We start from the raw sequence: 19,978 nt of genomic DNA, 5'->3' as shown, positions 1-19,978 counted from the left end.
TTCAAAAGACAACATGATGAAAACTCAAATCATACTCCTATCCTCCTTTTTGCTGGCGGTAACGACTACCGCTTGCAGCGATTTTCTCACCGAAAATCCGAAAGGACGCCTCACACCTGAGAACTATTTCACGTCGCAAGAGGAATTGGACATGGCCGTAAATGCCCTGTATAGTAAGGTGTGTGACACACAAACCAACACCAATCCCATGATGATTGCATGGCAAGGCGACGACATTACCACCAATCCTGGCAGCAATAAGCAGCATGTGGCCGAGGTAGATGCTTTCCATCCCAGCGACGGAAACAATGGCGCTTCATGGGCTTGGCGCACCTCTTTTGTGGCAATCAAGGCGGCAAACGACATCATTAACAGTGCCGAGAAGACGCCAACCAGCACAGAAGAGAAGAACATCGCCATCGGACAAGCCCGCTTTTGGCGTGCCGTGAACTACTTTTTCTTGGTAAGACGCTTCGGACCTGTGCCCATGAATCTGGCCGGAGACGTGGACTATAGCCGACCTTTGGCGTCGGTTGAAGAGGTGTATCAGCAGATTGTGGCCGACCTTCAGGCCTGCATCGCCACGCTTCCCACACGCTATTCCACCGCACCACGCGCTATAAATGGTGCCAACATCTACATCACCAAGCAGGCAGCGCAAGCCACTTTGGCCGCAGTTAATATGGCGATGGCGGGCTGGCCGTTGCAAAAAACCGAGCGATATGCCGAAGCTGCCGCGCTGACCAAGGCCGTTATCGACGGCGTTAACGCAGGAACTTATGAGTATATCTTAGAACCCCACTTCAAACACGTGTATGCACCGAGCCACAACTACACCAATGAAACGGTTGTTGGCATCAACTTCTCGGGCACATTCATGTGGGATGAAGACTCCGAAATGTCTAAAAGCAATCTCTTTGAGTCGTTAGGTGGCTGGGGAGACGGCTGGGGTGAAATCAAGTTTTGGAACGATTTTCCCGCCGGGCCACGCAAAGATGCCATCTACAATCCCAAGATTTTGAAGAACAACGGGCGTCAAGGCGAGACCGATCTCTTAGACTGGTGGCAGGTAGAAGAAAAACATCCCATGTTTTCTATCTTCACTGTGGGTCCCGACAACGTGGATTATGACTACACCAAGCCTGCCGGTTACATCTCATCCAACAGCCATCGCCACCGTTTAATCCGCTATTCTGAGGTGCTGTTGTGGTATGCCGAGGCCCAATGTCGTGCCGATGGAAGCCCCAATGCCATGGCCTATCAGTGCATCAACCGCGTGCGTCAGCGGGCAGGATTAGCTGCTTTGCCAGCCGGAATGAGCGGCAACGACTTCGTAGAAGCCTGCATTCGCGAGCATGGTTGGGAGGTTGCGGGCTATTGGCCGGCATTGGTTACGCGCCGAGACGACCTCATGCGGCTCAACAGGTTAGAGCAAGTGTTCAACCAACGCAAACTCAATGCGCCCATCACCGTAGCATCTGGCGTCACATTGCAAGAGACAGTGCTCATCCCCAACGGCCTCACTTGGCAAGGAGAAAAGAGCATTTATCTGCCTTATCCGGCTTTAGACGCGCAGCTCAACCCACACCTTCGCCGTTAAAAGGCGTTGGCTCGTGAAGTAATTACTATCATTTTGTCTCGCAATTTGGTGCATATCCGACTGCAATATGCATCATTTTGTGGGACAATTTGCACCATTTTTCACAACACATCCCACTCGCTTTGCTAAGCAGGGCCAAACAAATGTGAAATGTTCTCAGTGCAACTCAGGCACATACGAAGGCTGATAACCGTCGTTTTGACGCGTCAGAAAGGCTCATGCACCACGCAACAGCCGTTCGGAGGGGTCGAAAAGGCTCCTGCATCATGCAGCAAACGTTTCAGAGGGTCCGAATGGTTGTTTCACTCTTGCAACAGCCTTTTCAGAGGGTCTGAATGGGCTTTTCCTGCTTGCGGCAACCCTTTCGGAGGGTCTGAACGGTCGTTTTATTCGTGCGGCGACCCTTTCGGAGGGTCAGAATGGGACTTTTCACCACCAAACACAACCCAACAATGACAAAACAACGCATCACAACGCTGGCCATATTGCTGATAATGGCGCTCCATCTCGCTGCCCACAGCCTATTGGTTGAGGCCGAAAGGTTTCAAAACAAAGGCGGTTGGGTGGTCGATGCACAGTTTATTGAGCAGATGGGCTCGCCCTATTTGCTGGCACATGGCATGGGAACGCCCGTGAAGATGGCCGAAACGCCGGTCAATGTGCCTGCCGCGGCCACCTATTTCGTTTATGTTCGCACGTACAACTGGACGTCACCGTGGCACAAAGGACGTGGTCCCGGCCGGTTTTTCGTAGGCGTGAATGGTCGAAAGTTGGGGCAAATGGTGGGCGATGCAGGCGACTGTTGGCAGTGGCAATATGCCGGAAAAGCGCAATTAAAGCAGGGCATCAACCGCCTTTCGTTGTACGATGCTACGGGCTTTGACGGCCGTTGCGATGCCATCTACCTTTCCACCACGCCCAATCCCCCACCCCACGCACCACAAACACTGGCCACTTGGCGCGAAAAGCAACATCCATCGCCCATCCAAGAAGCCTCAACAACGCCCTTCGATCTTGTGGTTGTGGGTGGTGGAGTGGCCGGAATGAGTGCGGCTTTGGCGGCAACTCGCTTGGGTTTGCGCGTGGCTTTGGTGCAAAACCGTCCCGTTTTGGGTGGCAACAACAGCTCGGAAGTGCGCGTACACCTTGGCGGTCGCATCAACATGGAGCCTTATCCGCGGCTCGGCGACCTGCAAAAAGAGTTTGCACCCACGCAAGAAGGCAACGCCATGCCGGCCGAAAACTATGCCGATGCGTGCAAGCTGGCCGTGGTGAAAGCCGAGAAAAACATCAGCCTCTACCTGAATTTCCATGTCGACAGAGTGGAGATGGCGCCTGCTTCTCCTACCAACAACGAGGGGAATTGCATCAAAGCGGTCGTGGCACAGCAGGTAGAAACAGGGCAAAGGCTGCGCTTCTCGGCACCTCTTTTTGCCGATTGTACGGGCGATGGCACGGTGGGTTTCCTCGCAGGTGCACACTATTGCATGGGCAGAGAGGCGCAATCGGCCTTCCATGAGGACTTGGCGCCACAGCAAGCCGATAGCATGACCTTAGGCGTTTCCATGCAATGGCGCGCCGAAAAGCGTAACAAAGCCGTGTCGTTTCCCCGTTTTGACTACGGTATTCCCATCAATCGCCACACATGTGAGCCTGTTTTCAAAGGCGAATGGACGTGGGAAACAGGGCTTTGGCACCATAAAATCAACGAAATCGAGGCCATTCGCGACTATGGCTTGGCCGTGATTTATGCTAATTGGAGCTTTCTCAAGCATGCTTATCAAGGGCGAAAGAGCTACGAAAAATGGCGTTTGGCATGGGTAGGCTATGTGGCTGGCAAGCGCGAGTCGCGTCGGTTGTTAGGCGATTATGTGCTGAGCGAGCAAGACATCATGCGCAACATGCCCCACGAAGATGCCACTTTCACCACTACTTGGAGCCTCGATCTGCACTATCCCGACAGCCTTCAGCAGCAAATCTTCCCGTTTTCGGCCTTCAAAGCCGTCTCCCATCAGCGCGTCATCTATCCTTATGCCGTGCCCTTTCGCTGCCTTTACTCACGCAATGTCAACAACCTTTTCATGGCAGGGCGCAACATTAGCGTCACACATGTGGCACTTGGCTCGACAAGGGTGATGCGAACCACGGGCATGATGGGCGAAGTGGTGGGCATGGCTGCCGCTGTTTGCAAGGCTAACCATGCGTTGCCGCGACAGGTCTACCAGCTGTTTTTCGGCCAACTGCGCCAGTTGATGCTGCAAGGTGTAGGCCATTCGGCGCTTCCCAATAATCAACATTACAACGAAGGATGGGTGTTGTCCGAGCCACCTGCGCTCAACAGTCGCCCCATCGATCAGAAACAACATCAATAACATAAACTTTTTTACAGATGAAGAAAATCATTTTAGCTCTGCTGCTCCATTGCTTTGCCTTGGGAACAATGGCACAATCGCCACAGAAAATCACGGTTTTGCAATGGAATATCTGGCAAGAAGGCACACTTATTCCGGGTGGTTTCGAGGCCATCGTCGACGAATTGGCTCGCCTTCACCCCGACTTCGTGACGTTTAGCGAGGTGAGAAACTACCACAACACCAACTTTTTGCTGCGCCTTGTGTCGGCGTTGCGCCAACGAGGTCTTACGTATTACACGTTTAAATCGAAGGACTCGGGGCTATTGAGCGCCCATCCCATCAGCGATTCGGTGTATGTTTTCCCCGAAAATCGCGACCATGGCAGCATTTATAAACTGGTAACGAAGGTGAAAGGGCGCGAGTTTGCCGTCTATACCGGCCACCTTGACTATTTAGATTGCAGCTATTATGAGCTGAGAGGCTATGATGGCAACACGTTTAAGCCCTGCAATCGTTCCGCCAACGTTGATGAATTGCTGCAGAAAAACGACCTTTCATGGCGCGATAACGCGGCGCAAATCTTCATTAATGAAGCAAAACACGACCTAAAAGCAGGGCGATGTGTCATCTTTGGCGGCGATTTCAACGAGCCATCGCATTTAGATTGGACGGCCGCCACCGCGCAACTTTTCGACCATCACGGCATGATTGTGCCCTGGACCGTATCAACTATGCTCGCCAAAGCGGGCTATCGGGATGCCTATCGCGTGCTGTTTCCCAACCCACTCACGCATCCCGGCTTCACTTATCCATGCTATAATCCCCTCGCCGACATTCATAAACTCACGTGGGCACCGCTATCTGACGAGCGCGAACGCATCGATTTAATCTACTATCAAGGTCGAAACATGCGCGCAACAGACGCTAAAATCTTCGGACCTGATACGTGTGTGGCACGTTGTAAGCCCGAAAAAGACACATGGAACGACCCCTATCTCCCACCAAAAGGCATTTGGCCTACCGACCATCGCGGCCTGTTCGTGACGTTTGAAGTGGGAAAATGAGTGTTGAAATGATATTAGCCAAGGCCTGATATATGGCTAAAGAGCAGGTTTTATAGCTCCTCTTAAAATTCTTTTTACCCTCGTATCCCTCTCAACCTCCTGCAAAAAAGGTGGCAAGTTGAGAGGGATACGAGGCTTTTTTCATCTGCTTTTTGTCGTCTTCCCACCGCCTATTCATAGCGAACGGGGGCGCGTTTCGTCCAATCATCCATCACATAACTGTCGGGATAGGTGGAGAAGTCGCAGCGATTGCCATCCCATTCGCGGATATAAGTGGTGAAACGGCGCTTCCCTTCCTCTAAGATAATGACACGAGCACCGGGCTTTAAGTGATTATACACGGTGTTTCCGCCCGTATATCGCCCATAGGCTAAGAGCAAATCTTTCCACATCACGGCATAATCATTGTCGTGATCGTGCCCCGCAAAGATAGCCATTACGTCGCCTTCTTCAACCATTGCGGTGAACATGCCTGAGTTAAAATCGGGCGAACACACCGCTTCTCGGCGCGTACCAATGAGCGTTGCCGTCTCAGTTGTGGCTGCTTGCTTGTATTCGGGCAACGGAATATGGAAGAAAGCCAGCGCGGGAAGCACCTTGTTTCGATACGTTTGCTTTGCCATTTGCGCCTGTTTTCGATACCAATCCACCTGCTCAAAGGTGAGCCAAGCATAGATACCTTTGCTCTTATCCTTTGGAAATCCCTTGGGATAGGCGTGCGAATCGAAGCAATAAAGACGGGCTGCGGGCTGCTGATCGTGCGACGATTGGATGGTTAAAACATAGTCTAATTCCTGTCCATCTTTGATTTCCGGGCAGATGTTATCATCCACTTGGCGCGCAAGTTCGTAGAGCTTTCGGTTGGAAAGTCCCTGCTCAAAGTCATGATTTCCAAATTCATAGACAAACGGAATGTGATGTTTGGCGATGCGATTGAGCACCGATAGGAGATTTTCTTTAGCCGGAGGCCCCCAGATAATGTCGCCCGTAAGCACGATTAAATCAGGCTTTTCGGCCGTTAAGAGGCGGTCAATCACCGGCAAAGCAGCCACCGAAGCCGCACTGCCATTATAGTGTACGTCGGTGATTTGCATGATTTTAAAACGTCCTTCGCTGTTAAATTTCAGCGTTTGCGCCATGGTTAAGGTTGCACTGCCTACGAGAAGCAGTGCAACCATCATTTTTTTCATCATTTGTTGTTTCGTGTTTTAAGTTGTTTTCGGAAATCTTATTTCTTCTTTAATTGTTCAAATCCTTGTTTCAAGTCGTCCCAATAGTTATACGTTCTGACATGATAAATGTCGAAAACAAAATAACCATCGGCAGCATTGGCGCAGGCATCGACACTGTTTTTCACTGCCTCGTGCTGATTGCCCTGTTCAAATCCCGTGGGATTTCCTACGTCGGGGCCGCCCGCAAACTTCACTTTTTTACCCAATAGTTTGCGTGCTTGCTGGGCAAAGCCCTGCATTGTCCATTCGCCTGTTCCATAGACTTTGTCGGCAGCTGCATAACATCCCAAGAGCATTTGGTCGAGCAAGTCGGCATAACCATACTGATGGTAGTCGCTGTTGGCCCACGAAGGATAGTCAATGGCGGGGTCATAGCTCGTGCTTGCCCAGTTAACTCCCATCTGATAATAGGTGGAATACCACGCACCCACGTAGGTTCCGACCTTGATTTTGGGATTAACGCCATGGATAGTCGCTACGGCTCGCTGCACAAAGTCGTGGATGGTTTTCGCCCGAAAGGCCAGCCATTGCTTGAAATATTTTGCCTTTCGCGTGGCTTTGTTGTCGGGCATGCCCGCCGTTCCCACATCATCGGGGAACCGAACTTGCTCATCTCCAACAAACGTTTTGAATTGCTTTTGACTCTCTTCCGAGAAGTCTGCCCGCAAATCATCATATCGGCAACGGTCTAAGAAGATGCCATCGACCTTGTATTGACTCAAATCGCGCAGCAAATGGAGCAGAAACTCCTGCACATCGGGGTTGGAAGGATTGAGGAATTTCGTGCCATAGAAGTCGGCATCGGTAGGATTGGTGCTCGTGAGGTCCATCTCGTTGACCAAGCCTTGCTCAAGACTTAGTGTCGTTACCCACGCACGTTTCGTGGCATCGCGGAACACAATTCCCTGTTCTCCAAGCCCATAAGGGTAGAGATTGCCGCCCACAAAGGTGTTGATGGCTGCGTTAACCTTCAGTCCTAACTGATGACCTGCATCGATAAAGGCCTGCAGATAGTCCCAAGTGGCCGTGCGTTCGTAAAACGTATAGGTGCTGCCTTCCCAGGTATCGAGCTTCTTCACCTGATCCACAGCATCGGTTTTGTAGAGCACATCGCCCATCGATGGGCGCACATCCACCACAATATCGGTAAATCCGGCTGCTTTAACCTTTTCCAAATCGGCCTGGATGTTCTCCTTGCTGTTGGCATAACGGGGGAAGTTGGCCGCTGCATCAATCCAGATGAAGCGCGGCTTTTCGCTGTCAGGGCTTGGTGTTGGGTCTTTTTTCTTCTCCCAATTCCATTGGTTTAGAATGTCTTCATGCTGCTCAGGGCTACACGAAACGTGAGCCATGAGCATGAACATGAAAAACAACACATTGTATTTTGGAAAGTAATATCGCATAGTTTGGTGTGTAAAGTGTGCTATATTGTTCATCAAAATGCACTATATTGTTGTGCAAACTGCATCACTTTTGAATGCAATCGATTTGGATGCCGCCAAACGAGAGGTGGGTATTCGACACATAGAAGATGTGGGCAAAGTAGCCATCATCAGCAGGTGTGATGAGAACATCGCCAAATCCGTAGTCACCCGGTGATGCCATGTTGCCCTCACAATAGTCTTTTATTCCTAAAGCATAGCGCAATGTTGCCGAAGACTTGTCCTCTCCCGTGACACTATTGAGATTGGCTGCATCGAAAAGATAGACGGTTCCGGGCAAACCCCATGTGGGCCAATAGCCTATTTTGAAGTTCACCAAATAGCGATTGTGGTTAAAGGTGCACATATCGAGGGCCGCACTGGTGTGTCCCCACGACTCTCCTTTGACCAAATTTGTGGGCGTTTGCCAATCGGCTAAATAATACATTTGGTTGGCACCATCAGCATAATAATCGGCCACGCAGCCTGCATTGCCTTGCGCATCGGCTGCCACAACCTTGGCATTGCCACCCATTCCGCCCCAAGGATTGATGCCAAGCTCCAGCACTTCGGGTGCACCCACGGTGCCATTGGTAATCTTCCAGCGCACCACTTTCTTGGTATTCAGCGGCGTTGCCACGAGAACGGCATCGTGATTGAGGTCGCCCTGCACGCTTAAACGGGCGCCAAGGGTAACTCCTAAGCTGTTATGATAGGTGATAAACGGTGTGGGAGCGCCAGTCACACTGCCCGTCTTATAGATCTTTAATGTTTGTCCATCGTCGGCAAGGTTACAGATCAGCATGTGGTTTGCATGGTCGCTTGTGATGGCACCCGTAGCACTTGCGCTGCCTAAATTGATTGTACCCACCTTGCTTCCGGTTGCTTTCAGGAAATAGATTGGCGCGCTACCGTCGCCCACATTGAGGACAACATGTTTGCCAATCACTGCTAAAGTGGGGTGCATATTCTCTTGTGTTTGCGTGATACCCAACAGTCTTAGGTCGTGAGAGAACAGCTCTTTCTCGCTCCCCACGGTATAACCTACGCTGATTTTTGTAGGAATGCGCTTCACAACCTGGTAGACAGCCTTGTCGACTCCGTTATCGGCTGTCACCGTAAACGGCACGGGGGTGTTGAAGTTGTGCACGTCTTTGGGGTCGGGAGAGATGGTGGCATGGGCATCAAGCACCGCTTCTGCCGTGGCATGTGAGAGGTCATCGAGGGTGATAACCGACACACTTTTATTCGTTTCGTCAATCACCGCCGGGATACTTCCGTTGACCATGAAGCTCTTGATGGCACATTTGTTGGAGCGTGTCTGTTGCCCCGAGATGGTGATGTGACGCTCGTTGCCATAGGGGTCGGTATAGGTGAAAGCGTTTTTCTTCGTTAAGTCGAGCAGCGTTAAGCCCGGATTGATCGAGCAATTATTCTCCAACTTCGCCGTCACCTTCATGGCTTTCAAAGCATCGGCCGTTGAATTGTCGCTCTCTTCGGGATAATAATAGGGGATGGGGATAACATAGTCTGTTTTTTCCTCGTTGCTATTGATGATCCATTCCTTGGCCACTTTGTCTTTATATTCACCCGAAGTGAAGTAAGCTGTAAGGCTTGTGATGCCCGCCCGATGGGCTGTTGGCGCCACATGTTCTTCTTCTGCGCAATTCGTTAAGAGCGATAGCGAGGCGAATGCCGCACAGCAACATATTAAGTTTATCTTTGTTTTCATAATCAATGCTTCTAATTATTTCCATTCTGAGAACTGTTTCATCTCTTTGTTCGTATTGAGTTCGGCAAGAGGAACAGGGAAACGGTTCATCTTCTGCCGGTAATTCAGGTCTTCATTGTCGACCTCAACATACAGATAACGATAGTCATTGCCACTCTTTACAATCTTCAAACCGTGGCGACGGATGCCTGAAAGTTGCGTGGTTGCTAATCCCCAGCGGCGCATATCCCAATAATAGAGTCCTTCGAAAGCCAGTTCTATCTTGCGTTCATGGCGCAAAGCGTTGAACGTTTTCTCGACGGTTGTGAGGTTTTGCAATTCAGGAAGGTTGACACCCGGGCGCTTTCTCACCTTATTAATATAGGTGGCTGCTTCGGTAAGGTCGTTGGTTCGCAGGCAAGCCTCGGCGTAATTGAGATAAACTTCGGCCAAACGGAAGGCAATCCAAGGCTGTGTACTCTTGCTGTTTGCCTTGTAATCGCGCTTCTCATCCAAGAACTTTCGCAGATAATAGCCCGTGGTTGTACGCCCTTCTGTGATGGCATCGGTCATCCATGTGGCCCATCCGTCTTTTCCACCAACAAAGGGTTCGATGGTTCTGTCGCGCCATTTGGCTCCGTTATAGAGGATGGTAGCTGCAAAACGAGGATCCAACTGGTCATAAGGTGGTGCCTGAAGGGTTCCGTAAGAGGCATGCCATGTCGTCCAATCGGCTTTTCCTCCGGTCTTCAACTCATATTCTTCAACCAAGTCTTGCGTAGGCGTTCCAAACCCACCATGCGTAGGCATGCCCAACGAATGGTCGCCTCCCGGAGCATAATAGCTATCGAATGAATGGCCTGTATTGGCTGCATTCCCATAGACATAGGTGTAGATGGCCTCGGTATTTCCGTCACCTTTAAAAGCATCGGCATACTGATCGGTCAGCTTATAGCCCATGGCGAAGATTTTCTTTGCAGCTTTTTTCACCGCATCCCAGTTGTTACAATAGAGCATGGCACGCGAGATGAGGGCATAAGCCGCGCCACTTGTCAGTCGACCTGTAGCCGATTGCTGCACCGGAAGATGCTCAGCGGCATAGTTTAAATCACTCAACACGTAGTTCCAACCGGCTTCTTCGCTGTCGAATGCCTTATCGGTTGCAATCTTAGAGAGGTCTTCATCGTAGAGAATTGCTTGGTGATAGCGTTTCAACAATTCAAAATAATACATCGCTCTAAAGAAGCGAAGCTCGCCTTCTAAGCGCTGCTTTTCGGCCTCATCAAAACCACTTGCATAGAGTTTTCCCAAGGTTTCGTTCACTCTTCGTATCTGTTCGTAGGTGGTTCCCCACACACCTAAGTAGCTATCTACATAGGAAGCAGTGAGCACTGTGCCGCCATAAGACACCTCATTGGGAATGAAACAGAAGGCATTATAGTTCATATTGCCGTATTTAAACTCGTCGGTCAAGCCCTCAGTCAGGCCGATGCTGCACTGATAGTCGCTGAAACTGCCTAAATTAGGAATATCTCCATAGAAATAGTTAATGGCCAATTCAGCCGTAGCAACGTCTGCCCAGACCAATTTTTCGGTCACTTTATCTGTGGGATCGATATTGAGAAACTCATTACAAGAGCTTGCAACAAGGGCCGTTGCGATGAAACTTATCGCTAAATATCTCTTTTTCATTTTCGTGAACGTTAAGGTTAGAATGTGATGTTAATACCACCTAAGAAGGTTCTTTGCTGCGGATAGTATCCGTTATTCACCGCAGGCGACTCGGGATCAATGCCCTTTGGCAGACAATCGAGGGTGAAAAGGTTGGAGCCTTCAACATAGATGCGGATACGTTCAATGCCTATCTTCTGCATAATTGCTTTCGGTAACGAATAGCCTATCTGTGCCGTTTTCAAACGAACATAATTCCCTTTGCGCATCCAGAAGGTGGAAGCCAATCCGTTATCGCCACCATGTGAGGTGGTAGAGAGGGTTAAACGCGGATAAGTGCCGTTGGGATTGTCAATGCTATAGGCATCTTTCACCAACCATAAAGGTGAATTAGCGCCCTCTTTGAATGTCTGACTCCAAATGGTATTGTCGTCATATCCATTATAATAGGTGCCCAACATGGATACATCAAACTTGAAACCGCCGGTGAATTGCGCGTTAAAGTCGAAACCATTCCATGTGCCACCGAGATTGAAACCCATCATGATTTGGGGACGATTGCTGCGACCTATGCGCGCACGATCTTGCTCATCAATCTTCCCATCGCCATTCAAATCTTTGTATTTAATATCACCTAAGTTGGGTCTACTGCCGTACCAAGCCGAACGATCAATCTCTTCTTCAGAGCGGAAGAGCCCCTCTGCAACCCAAACGTAGGCTGCATCAACACTCGTTCCCACATGCTTGCGCCACTCTTGTGCGTTGGGTTCATCGAGATAGCGCAACCATTTGTTCTTCGCATAGGTCATGTTAAGGCTGGCATTGTAGCGGAAAGGCTTGCCCAACAGATTGACTTTGTTCTGATGGGACAGCGTCCATTCCACACCATAGTTGGCATATCGGTCGTGATTGGCAACGGTATAGTAGTAGCCTCCCATAGAAGGTGCCTTGTTACCACTCATCTCTGCTAAGATGTCATAGTTGAGATTATAGAACCAATCGGCCTCCATCGACAACATTCCGCCCCACAATGTGGCATCAAATCCTAAGTTTGTGGTGCGCGTTTTCGACCAAGTAAGCTCTGGGTTAGCCACATTCGAGGTGTAAAGCGAACTATGAACGTTGCCGTTGAAGATGCGGTTACCCCCGAAAGTATAGGTGCTGAGGAACGAATAAGGCGAAACGGCATCATTACCCAACAGACCTACCGAGGCACGCAGCTTCAAATCGCTCAACCACGACTGTGTTTTTTGCATGAACGACTCGCCGGATAAACGCCAAGCTGCCGAGAAAGAGGGGAAGAAACCCCAACGTTTGTTCGACCGGTTACCATTGAAGTTGTAACTACCATCATAGCGACCGCTGAACTCTGCCAAATAAATATTGTCGTAATCATATTTCAAACGGAACACATAACCGGCCGTTCGGGTGTGTCTGCTGTTGCCCGATTGCGAGCCAGCTGTTAAGGGAGTACCATAAGATAGCTCGGGAAGTCGCCCAAAAGGAACATTATCTGCGTAGGCAGCAAAGTTGGAAGACTTGAAGTCGCGCGCCTCAACTAAGAGCAAAGCATCGACATGATGGCGGTCGAACTGATGGATATAGCCTGCGCTGAGTTGACCAATGAGCTGCTCAGTGGTATAGGAACCCTCGCCCACCTTATTCTTATTGATGCTCTCAGGGTCTTGATTGAGCCTGAAAGTTGCCGTAGCCAAATCGCGTGTATAGGTCTGATAAGCCGACCTTAGCTGCTTGTTACGCGAAGAAAGATAGTCATACGACCCCGTAGCCTTCAGCGTTAATCCCTGCAACCAGGGCGCATCATAACTGAAGGATACGTTGGTGTTGAGGTCGGTTCCACGCGTTTTCTGATAGCCCGACTCATAGATGGCAGCCAAAGGACTGTAAACAACCGACGCATTGTTGGGGATGGTACCCGTGTAAAGCCCTTTCCATTTCTCAGGAAGATAAGGCCTCATCATGATTGCTTGGTGGCCAATAGAGAGCCAACCGGTCTCCTCTTCCATGCCCAACGCATCAGAACCGCCCGAATTGAAGCGCGGTTGCGACTTTCGAGTGATGGTAGCCACGGTGCCAATAGCGATGTTCCAATCTTTACTCGGTTTGAAATTAAGGTTGGAACGCAGGTTGTAACGGCGGTAATCAAAGTTGGCAATATTACCTTTTTGGTTCATAAAACCGCCACCGACATAATAGTTGCTGTTGCTGCTTCCACCCGAAACGGCAACATTATGCTTGATGAGCTGACCCGTTCCAAACACCTTGTCGATGTAATTCACGTTGTCCCAGCCATCGTTGGGGTCGTCGTTGAGCATTTTTTCAATATCGCCTTGCTTAAAAGTGGGCACATAATCCTCACGACGGCGAATGGTTCCGTTGGCTAATTGGTCCATCATTTGCGCCATGTTATAGTAGTGAGCATATTCAGGACCATTCATAAATTCGGGGAAGTTGGCATTGAGCGACACGCCAAACTGGCCGTCATAGGCCACGCGAGGCTTGCCTGCTGTGCCCTTTCTTGTCGTCACAATAATCACGCCTCCGGCCGCATTCAAACCATAAACAGCCGCAGCCGCACCATCTTTGAGCACCGAAATGCTCTCAATATCATTGGGGTCAACGTCGTTAATCGAGCGTGGAATGCCGTCGACAATGTATAAGGCTTCCATGCGCGAACCACGAATTCGAAGTGCCGCCTGGTCGTTTCCGGGCTCTCCCGAAGTCTGAACCGACGTCACACCGGGCATCTTTCCGCCCAACAAACTCGACACATTGGTAGAGGGTCCCTTCAGCAATTCGTCACCTTTCATGGCGGTTACGGCACCGGTGAGCGATTGCTTGCGGGCCGTTCCATAACCAATCACCACCACATCTGCCAAGTTAGTGTGGTCGTCTTGCAAGGTAACATCGATAGAGGTTCGGCCATTGCACTTCACTTGCAGCGGCTTCATGCCCACGTATGTGAACGTGAGTGTGGAGGCTTTTTGGCTTCCTCCATTCAAGACATAATAGCCTTCCAAATTCGTTACGGTGGCGTTCTTAGGATTATTGTTCATGATCACGGTTACACCAGCCAAGGGTTCGCCGGCAGCATCATGCACAAAACCTTTCACAGTCGTTTGGGCTTGTCCACGCAAGGCGGGGAGAGCCAACATCAATACCACGAGCCAAACGAAGCGGCTCACAGCACAACGGTACTCGTTTTTCGCTTTTTCTTTCATAGAACGTACATTGTTTAGACCGCACAAAGTGCAGAAATAGTCTTTACTTCATGACGCTGCAAATATAAAACAATTTTAAATATGTTCCAAATTAAATGCTATTTATTTTCATTAGCAACGATAAATAAATTATTTTAATTATTTTGATAGAAATAATAGTGAAATCATTTATTTTTAAAAAGCTGCTGTTTTATGCTGTAATCTCGTGCATATTACAGGGCAATCGCTATGCTTTTTGTCCCTAATTTGCATGCTTTTACGCGCGCGTACCTATTTATATTATCCACCAAATAGCGCACCTGCGCACAAAGCCCTTTGCAAAAAAGACGGCGTTTTTAAAATAATTAACAAGCAAAGCCATAGTAAAATTTATTTATTTATCTATATTTGCAAAATAAAATAAATTATTTATTACAACTATAGTGAAAGAAGTTGGCAACCCATCTGTCGCAACCTGGACCGAAGCTCAACGTGCGTTGCTCCACCAATTCATATTGCGTGGCCGGCAAACCATTGCCGAATTGGCGCAAAACTTAGCCGTCAGCGTGCCTTTTGTCACCAAAGCGCTCAACGAACTCATTGCCTTAGGCTGGGTTTGTGAGGTGGGACGAAAAGAGAATTACGCACGCCGCGCCCCGCGATTATACTATTTAAATGCCACCAAAGGCTACTTTTTGGGCATCGACATGGGGCATCATTGGCTCAGTCTTCGCATCAGTGACTTCTGCGGAACGATGGTCTATGAGCACACACGCGTGCCTTTTTACTATGAAGACAGCCCCGCTTGCTTCGACCATCTCCTGTCGATTGTCCTGGATTTTTTGCACGCAACGCCCCTTTCTGCACAGCAAATCTGCAGCGCCTGCATGACGGTTGGCGGGCGTGTTAACCCTGAAGCGGGCACGGCTTACAACATTTTCACCTCTTTAGATGGGGCATTAGCCGACGCCTTAACACAGGGTTTGGGCATCGAAACCACCATCGACAACGACACACGCTGCATGACTTATGGCGAATGGCTGCAAGGTTGTTGTCAAGGTTTGCGCCATGTGGTGTTCGTAAACGTGAGCTGGGGCATCGGTATTGGCATCATTATCGATGGCAAGCTCTATGCCGGCCGGTCGGGTTATGCCGGCGAAATGGGCCACATGCACTGCTATAACAACGACATTATTTGCCATTGCGGCAAGACAGGCTGCATGGAGACCGAGACTTCCGGCGTTGCTCTTCAGCGCAAAGTGATGCAACGTTTGCGCGATGGGCAGGTGTCTATCCTGTCGAACACCCCCGAAGACGAGCTCTCTTTGCAAGCCATTTTGGAGGCTATTCAGCGCGAAGATGTAATGTGTATCGATGTGTTGCAGGAAGTAGCGGCCGAGTTGGGCAAGAACTTAGCGGGCATGATTAACATTTTCAATCCCGAAATGCTCGTCATTGGCGGCGAACTCTCGACGACGGGCGATTATCTTTTGCGCCCCGTTCAGATGGGCATTAAGAAATATTCGCTCAACAAAGTCAGCGAAGACTCCATCATTGCGCTGTCCTCCTTGACCGATTGCGCCGGCTTGGTGGGTGCTTGTCTCACGGCAAGAAGCCGCTATTTGCACATTGACAACTATCCGTCGCATCCCAAACAACGTCCCACTCACAGCACATAAGATGAAGAAGGGCACAGCAGCTACGCAGCGTGGCCATGCAACGTCCCATTCATTTCCATATAGTATCTATCAAAACAGGTCAACATGGCAACGGCCCATTGGGCAAAAGCTGTGGAAACCTTCAAATCAACAACAAGTAACACATGGTTAACCGCAGAGGTTTTTTAAAGCAGTTAGGTTTAGGGTGTGCCGCATCATTGCTCGCCCCCTCTTTGTTATGGGCTAAAAACAAGCGCCCATCGTCAGCATCTGTCGGCGCATTGTCGACCGACAACAGTCATTATCTCGTGCCCAAAGCCAACGGGTTGCCCATCACAGGCACCTTCTTAGACGAGATTTCGCACGATATTCCCCACCAAAACTGGGGCGAACGCGAATGGGATGCCGATTTCAAAAACATGAAAGCCATCGGCATTGACACCGTCATCGTGATACGTTCGGGCTACAGAAAGTTCATCACTTACCCCTCAGCTTATCTGCTAAAGAAGGGATGTTACAAGCCATCGGTCGATTTAATTGACCTCTTTTTGCGCTTGGCCGATAAATATAACATGAAGTTTTATTTCGGACTTTACGACTCCGGGCACTATTGGGACACAGGAGATATGTCGCATGAAATACGCGATAACCGCTACGTTATCGATGAAGTGTGGAAGAGTTACGGCCACCACAAGAGCTTTAAAGGTTGGTATATCAGCACAGAAATCAGCCGAAAGACCAAAGGAGCCATTGAAACATTCCACACGATTGGCAAACAATGTAAAGACATTTCCAACAATTTGCCGGTGTTTATCTCGCCATGGATTGACGGAAAGAAGGCCGTTATGCCCACCGAAGGGCTCACAAAAGAGCAGGCTGTGAGCGTAGAAGAGCACGAAAGAGAGTGGAATGAGATCTTCGATGGCATTCATGATGTGGTCGATGCCTGCGCTTTTCAAGACGGACATATTGATTATGACGAGTTAGACATGTTCTTTTCGGTCAACAAAAAATTGGCCGATCGCTATGGAATGCAGTGCTGGACGAACGCAGAAACATTCGATCGCGATATGCCTATACGCTTCCTTCCGATTAAATTCGACAAACTCCGTCTGAAATTAGAGGCGGCTAAACGGTGCCATTACGATAAAGCCATCACCTTTGAGTTCTCACATTTCATGAGTCCTCTGTCGGCTTATCTGCAAGCCGGGCACCTTTATGATCGCTATAAAGAATATTTTAATCTCTAACCCTCACCTTATTCTATTGCATTGCACTATGAATTCAAGAACCGTACACATGGGCTATCTCTTCTTTTTAGCCCTCATCGCCGCCTTAGGTGGTCTGCTTTTTGGCTACGACACGGCCGTTATCTCGGGCACTATCGACCAAGTGAACACGCAATATCGCTTAGACGTGGTGCAACAAGGCTGGTATGTGAGCAGCGCTCTTGTAGGATCGATTGCCGGAGTGGCCGTTGCCGGCTGGCTAAGTGACCGCTTTGGCCGCAAACCCATCATGTTTTTATCGGCCTTTCTCTTCACCACTTCGGCCTTAGGTTGCGCCGTTGCCGCCAATTTCTCCATGTTAGTGGTGTTCAGAATCGTTGGTGGTGCAGGCATAGGCATCATCTCTATCGTCGCACCTATTTATATATCGGAGATTGCTATTGCGCAATACCGGGGTCTTATGGTGTCGTTATATCAGTTAGCCATCACGATTGGCTTCTTAGTTGCCTATGCCATGAACTATGGTTTGCTGCTCATTTCGCAGCAAGGCGCAATAGAAACGGGCTGGCTTCGCTTCATTTTTGTCGACGAAGTGTGGCGCGGCATGTTGGGAATGGAGACGCTTCCGGCGCTATTCTTCTTCATCATTATCCTCGCTTTGCCCGAAAGTCCGCGCTGGTTGGTGGTGAAAGGCCGACTAACCGAAGCCGAAACCATCTACCAACGCATCTATGTGGCGCGTGAAGCCATTGCCAAACAGATTGCCGAAACGCAGGAAACCATTGCCAAAAGCGTCGAGACATCGTGGCGTTCACTCTTGCAACCGGGACTGTTGAAGGCCATTATCTTAGGCGTTTGCATTGCTATTTTGGGACAGTTCATGGGCGTTAATGCCGTGTTGTATTATGGTCCGTCCATCTTTACCAATGCAGGTATGGACGATCCGCTCTTTTGTCAGGTGTTAGTCGGTAGCGTTAACATGCTGACCACCATCATTGCGCTGTTCATTATCGACCGCATTGGCCGCAAAAAGCTCATCTATTATGGCGTTTCGGGCATGATTTTGTCGCTCATTCTCATTGCCCTTTACTTCCAATTCCACGACCAATGGCAGCTTTCCTCCTACATGATGCTGGCGTTTTTCCTATTCTATGTGTTTTGTTGTGCCATCAGTATCAGCGCCGTTGTGTTCGTTTTGCTTTCCGAAATGTATCCCAATCACGTGCGAGGTATCGCCATGAGCATTGCCGGTTTAGCCCTTTGGGTGGGCACATTCCTAATAGGTCAGCTCACACCTTGGTTCCTTTCGGCCTTCACTCCCGCAGGCACTTTCCTGTTCTTTGCGCTGATGTGTCTGCCCTATCTGTTCATTATCTGGCGCTTTATCCCCGAGACGGCGCGCATGTCGTTGGAAGATATTGAGCGTTATTGGAGGAAAAACGCATGAAAACCATTGCGCAGCGGCCTCCACAACGGCAGCTCTCATGGCGCAGGCTATGGCAAAAAGGGCTGCTTATGGTGCTGCTTTTAGCACCGATGGGGAGGCTTATGGCGCAAAAGAATGCAGAGAAGCCAACCGACAACACCGCCAAACACATCATCATGTGGGTGGATGCGACGGCCAATTTCCAAACTTTCAGCCACCCCGACAGCATCGATTACTACGTCAGGAAGCTCCATCTATTGGGTTTTACCGACCTCGTTGTCGACGTTCGGCCTGTGAGTGGCGAGGTGTTGTTCAACACTTCGTTGGCTCCTAAGCTGCAAACTTGGAAACAATTCACACGCCCCGACTTCGACTACTTGGGGCGTTTCATCACCATTGCCCACGCTTTTGGCATGAAGGTGCACGCCGCAATGAACTGCTTTTCAGCAGGACATAACTACTTTGATCGCGGTCCTATTTACACCAAGCATGCCGAATGGGCTTCCGTTCAATACACGCCTGCCGGGCGATTGCCCATTACACAGCAGAAAGAGAAGTATGCTGCAATGGTCAATCCCTTGGCAAAGGGCTATCTTCCCCACATGAAAAAGCTGTTAAAGGCTTTGCTTTTGGCCTATCCAACAGTAGATGGTGTGGTGTTAGACCGCGTGCGTTATGACGGTATCGAGGCCGACTTCTCAGACACTTCGCGCCACGCTTTCGAAAAATATATTCACCATCGCGTGGAAAAGTTCCCGCAAGACATCTTCACTTGGGTGAAAAACGATGCCCAACAGTGGGTGGTTCGGCCCAGAAAGTGGTATGCTTTGTGGATAGAATGGCGCGCGAAAGTCATCCATGATGTGATGGTTGCGCTCCGAAAGCAGGTGAAACAAGTGCGTCCCGAGGCGCTTTTCGGCACCTATACCGGCGCTTGGTATCCCACTTATTATGAGGTTGGCGTGAACTTTGCCCATCCTTCTTATCATCCCGAGCGCGACTTTGCATGGGCCACACCACGCTATCACACGACAGGTTATATGCCTCTCATCGATTTTTACATGGCGGGTAACTACTATCCCACGATAGAACAGCCCAAGAATGCCACCGATGAGGGCGCGCAATGGTACTCTGTTGAAGGCTCATGCCGTCAACTACGCCGCCTTTTATGCGGTCATCCGTTCTATGGTAGCGTGCTCATCGACCAGTTAGCGCCACAACCTGAAAAGATCAGTCGCGCCATTCAAACGAACCTTTCGCTATCCGATGGCGTGATGCTTTTCGACATTAGCCATCTCATTGCCCATCCACAATGGTGGAACGAGGTGGAGAAAGGATTGCAAGGCTACATGCAACAACCCTCAAAAGAATAAAAATCATTCAAAATCAAC

Annotated in this window: 12 protein-coding genes; 7 read left to right on the top strand and 5 right to left on the bottom strand. The window is 49.7% G+C overall.

The window, feature by feature from the left end; genetic code table 11:
- The first annotated feature begins 16 nt into the window (after window positions 1-16).
- The 3 genes from HMPREF9431_RS09425 to HMPREF9431_RS09415 all read left to right on the top strand — a co-directional run bounded on the left by HMPREF9431_RS09425 (window position 17) and on the right by HMPREF9431_RS09415 (window position 5,018).
- On the top strand, window positions 17-1,600 hold the full coding sequence (locus tag HMPREF9431_RS09425; protein ID WP_040561661.1) for a RagB/SusD family nutrient uptake outer membrane protein: 1,584 nt from the start codon (window positions 17-19) through the stop codon (window positions 1,598-1,600).
- A 452-nt stretch (window positions 1,601-2,052) separates the two neighbouring features.
- Complete coding sequence (locus tag HMPREF9431_RS09420; protein WP_004381029.1) at window positions 2,053-3,972, top strand: FAD-dependent oxidoreductase; 1,920 nt, start codon at window positions 2,053-2,055, stop codon at window positions 3,970-3,972.
- Between the two features lie 17 nt (window positions 3,973-3,989).
- Window positions 3,990-5,018 (top strand): endonuclease/exonuclease/phosphatase family protein, encoded by a 1,029-nt coding sequence (locus HMPREF9431_RS09415; RefSeq protein WP_004381028.1) that lies wholly within the window; start codon window positions 3,990-3,992, stop codon window positions 5,016-5,018.
- A 170-nt stretch (window positions 5,019-5,188) separates the two neighbouring features.
- Here the strand turns inward: HMPREF9431_RS09415 and HMPREF9431_RS09410 are convergent, their stop codons facing one another.
- The 5 genes from HMPREF9431_RS09410 to HMPREF9431_RS09390 form a co-directional block, all read right to left on the bottom strand.
- Complete coding sequence (locus HMPREF9431_RS09410) at window positions 5,189-6,208, bottom strand: metallophosphoesterase family protein (protein WP_040561660.1); 1,020 nt, start codon at window positions 6,206-6,208, stop codon at window positions 5,189-5,191.
- A 38-nt stretch (window positions 6,209-6,246) separates the two neighbouring features.
- Entirely contained in the window at window positions 6,247-7,653 is a 1,407-nt protein-coding gene (locus HMPREF9431_RS09405; RefSeq protein ID WP_040561658.1) for an alpha amylase family protein, read from the bottom strand.
- 64 nt (window positions 7,654-7,717) lie between these two features.
- Window positions 7,718-9,403, bottom strand: coding sequence for a DUF5018 domain-containing protein (locus tag HMPREF9431_RS09400; protein WP_004381025.1), 1,686 nt, complete (start codon window positions 9,401-9,403; stop codon window positions 7,718-7,720).
- Between the two features lie 15 nt (window positions 9,404-9,418).
- On the bottom strand, window positions 9,419-11,074 hold the full coding sequence (locus HMPREF9431_RS09395) for a RagB/SusD family nutrient uptake outer membrane protein (RefSeq protein ID WP_004381024.1): 1,656 nt from the start codon (window positions 11,072-11,074) through the stop codon (window positions 9,419-9,421).
- Between the two features lie 17 nt (window positions 11,075-11,091).
- Window positions 11,092-14,295: a SusC/RagA family TonB-linked outer membrane protein gene (locus HMPREF9431_RS09390; RefSeq protein WP_004381023.1), complete on the bottom strand. Its 3,204-nt coding sequence runs from the start codon at window positions 14,293-14,295 to the stop codon at window positions 11,092-11,094.
- 422 nt (window positions 14,296-14,717) lie between these two features.
- Here HMPREF9431_RS09390 and HMPREF9431_RS09385 point away from each other — a divergent pair, with 422 nt between their 5' ends.
- From HMPREF9431_RS09385 to HMPREF9431_RS09370, 4 genes are all read left to right on the top strand, one after another.
- A complete protein-coding gene (locus tag HMPREF9431_RS09385) occupies window positions 14,718-15,953 on the top strand; it encodes an ROK family transcriptional regulator (RefSeq protein WP_004381022.1) in 1,236 nt (411 codons plus the stop codon).
- A gap of 143 nt (window positions 15,954-16,096) precedes the next feature.
- Window positions 16,097-17,182: a DUF4434 domain-containing protein gene (locus HMPREF9431_RS09380; protein WP_004381021.1), complete on the top strand. Its 1,086-nt coding sequence runs from the start codon at window positions 16,097-16,099 to the stop codon at window positions 17,180-17,182.
- Between the two features lie 28 nt (window positions 17,183-17,210).
- Window positions 17,211-18,608, top strand: coding sequence for a sugar porter family MFS transporter (locus HMPREF9431_RS09375; protein WP_040561515.1), 1,398 nt, complete (start codon window positions 17,211-17,213; stop codon window positions 18,606-18,608).
- Window positions 18,605-19,960, top strand: a complete 1,356-nt coding sequence (locus HMPREF9431_RS09370; RefSeq protein ID WP_155813011.1) for an alpha amylase family protein — start codon at window positions 18,605-18,607, stop codon at window positions 19,958-19,960. The genes HMPREF9431_RS09375 and HMPREF9431_RS09370 overlap by 4 nt, the downstream gene beginning before the upstream one ends.
- The last annotated feature ends 18 nt before the right edge of the window (window positions 19,961-19,978 follow it).

This window comes from Segatella oulorum F0390, assembly GCF_000224615.1.
GTDB lineage: Bacteria > Bacteroidota > Bacteroidia > Bacteroidales > Bacteroidaceae > Prevotella > Prevotella oulorum.
Note: the sequence above shows the minus strand (reverse complement) of the source record. Positions and strands in the feature narration are given on the sequence as shown.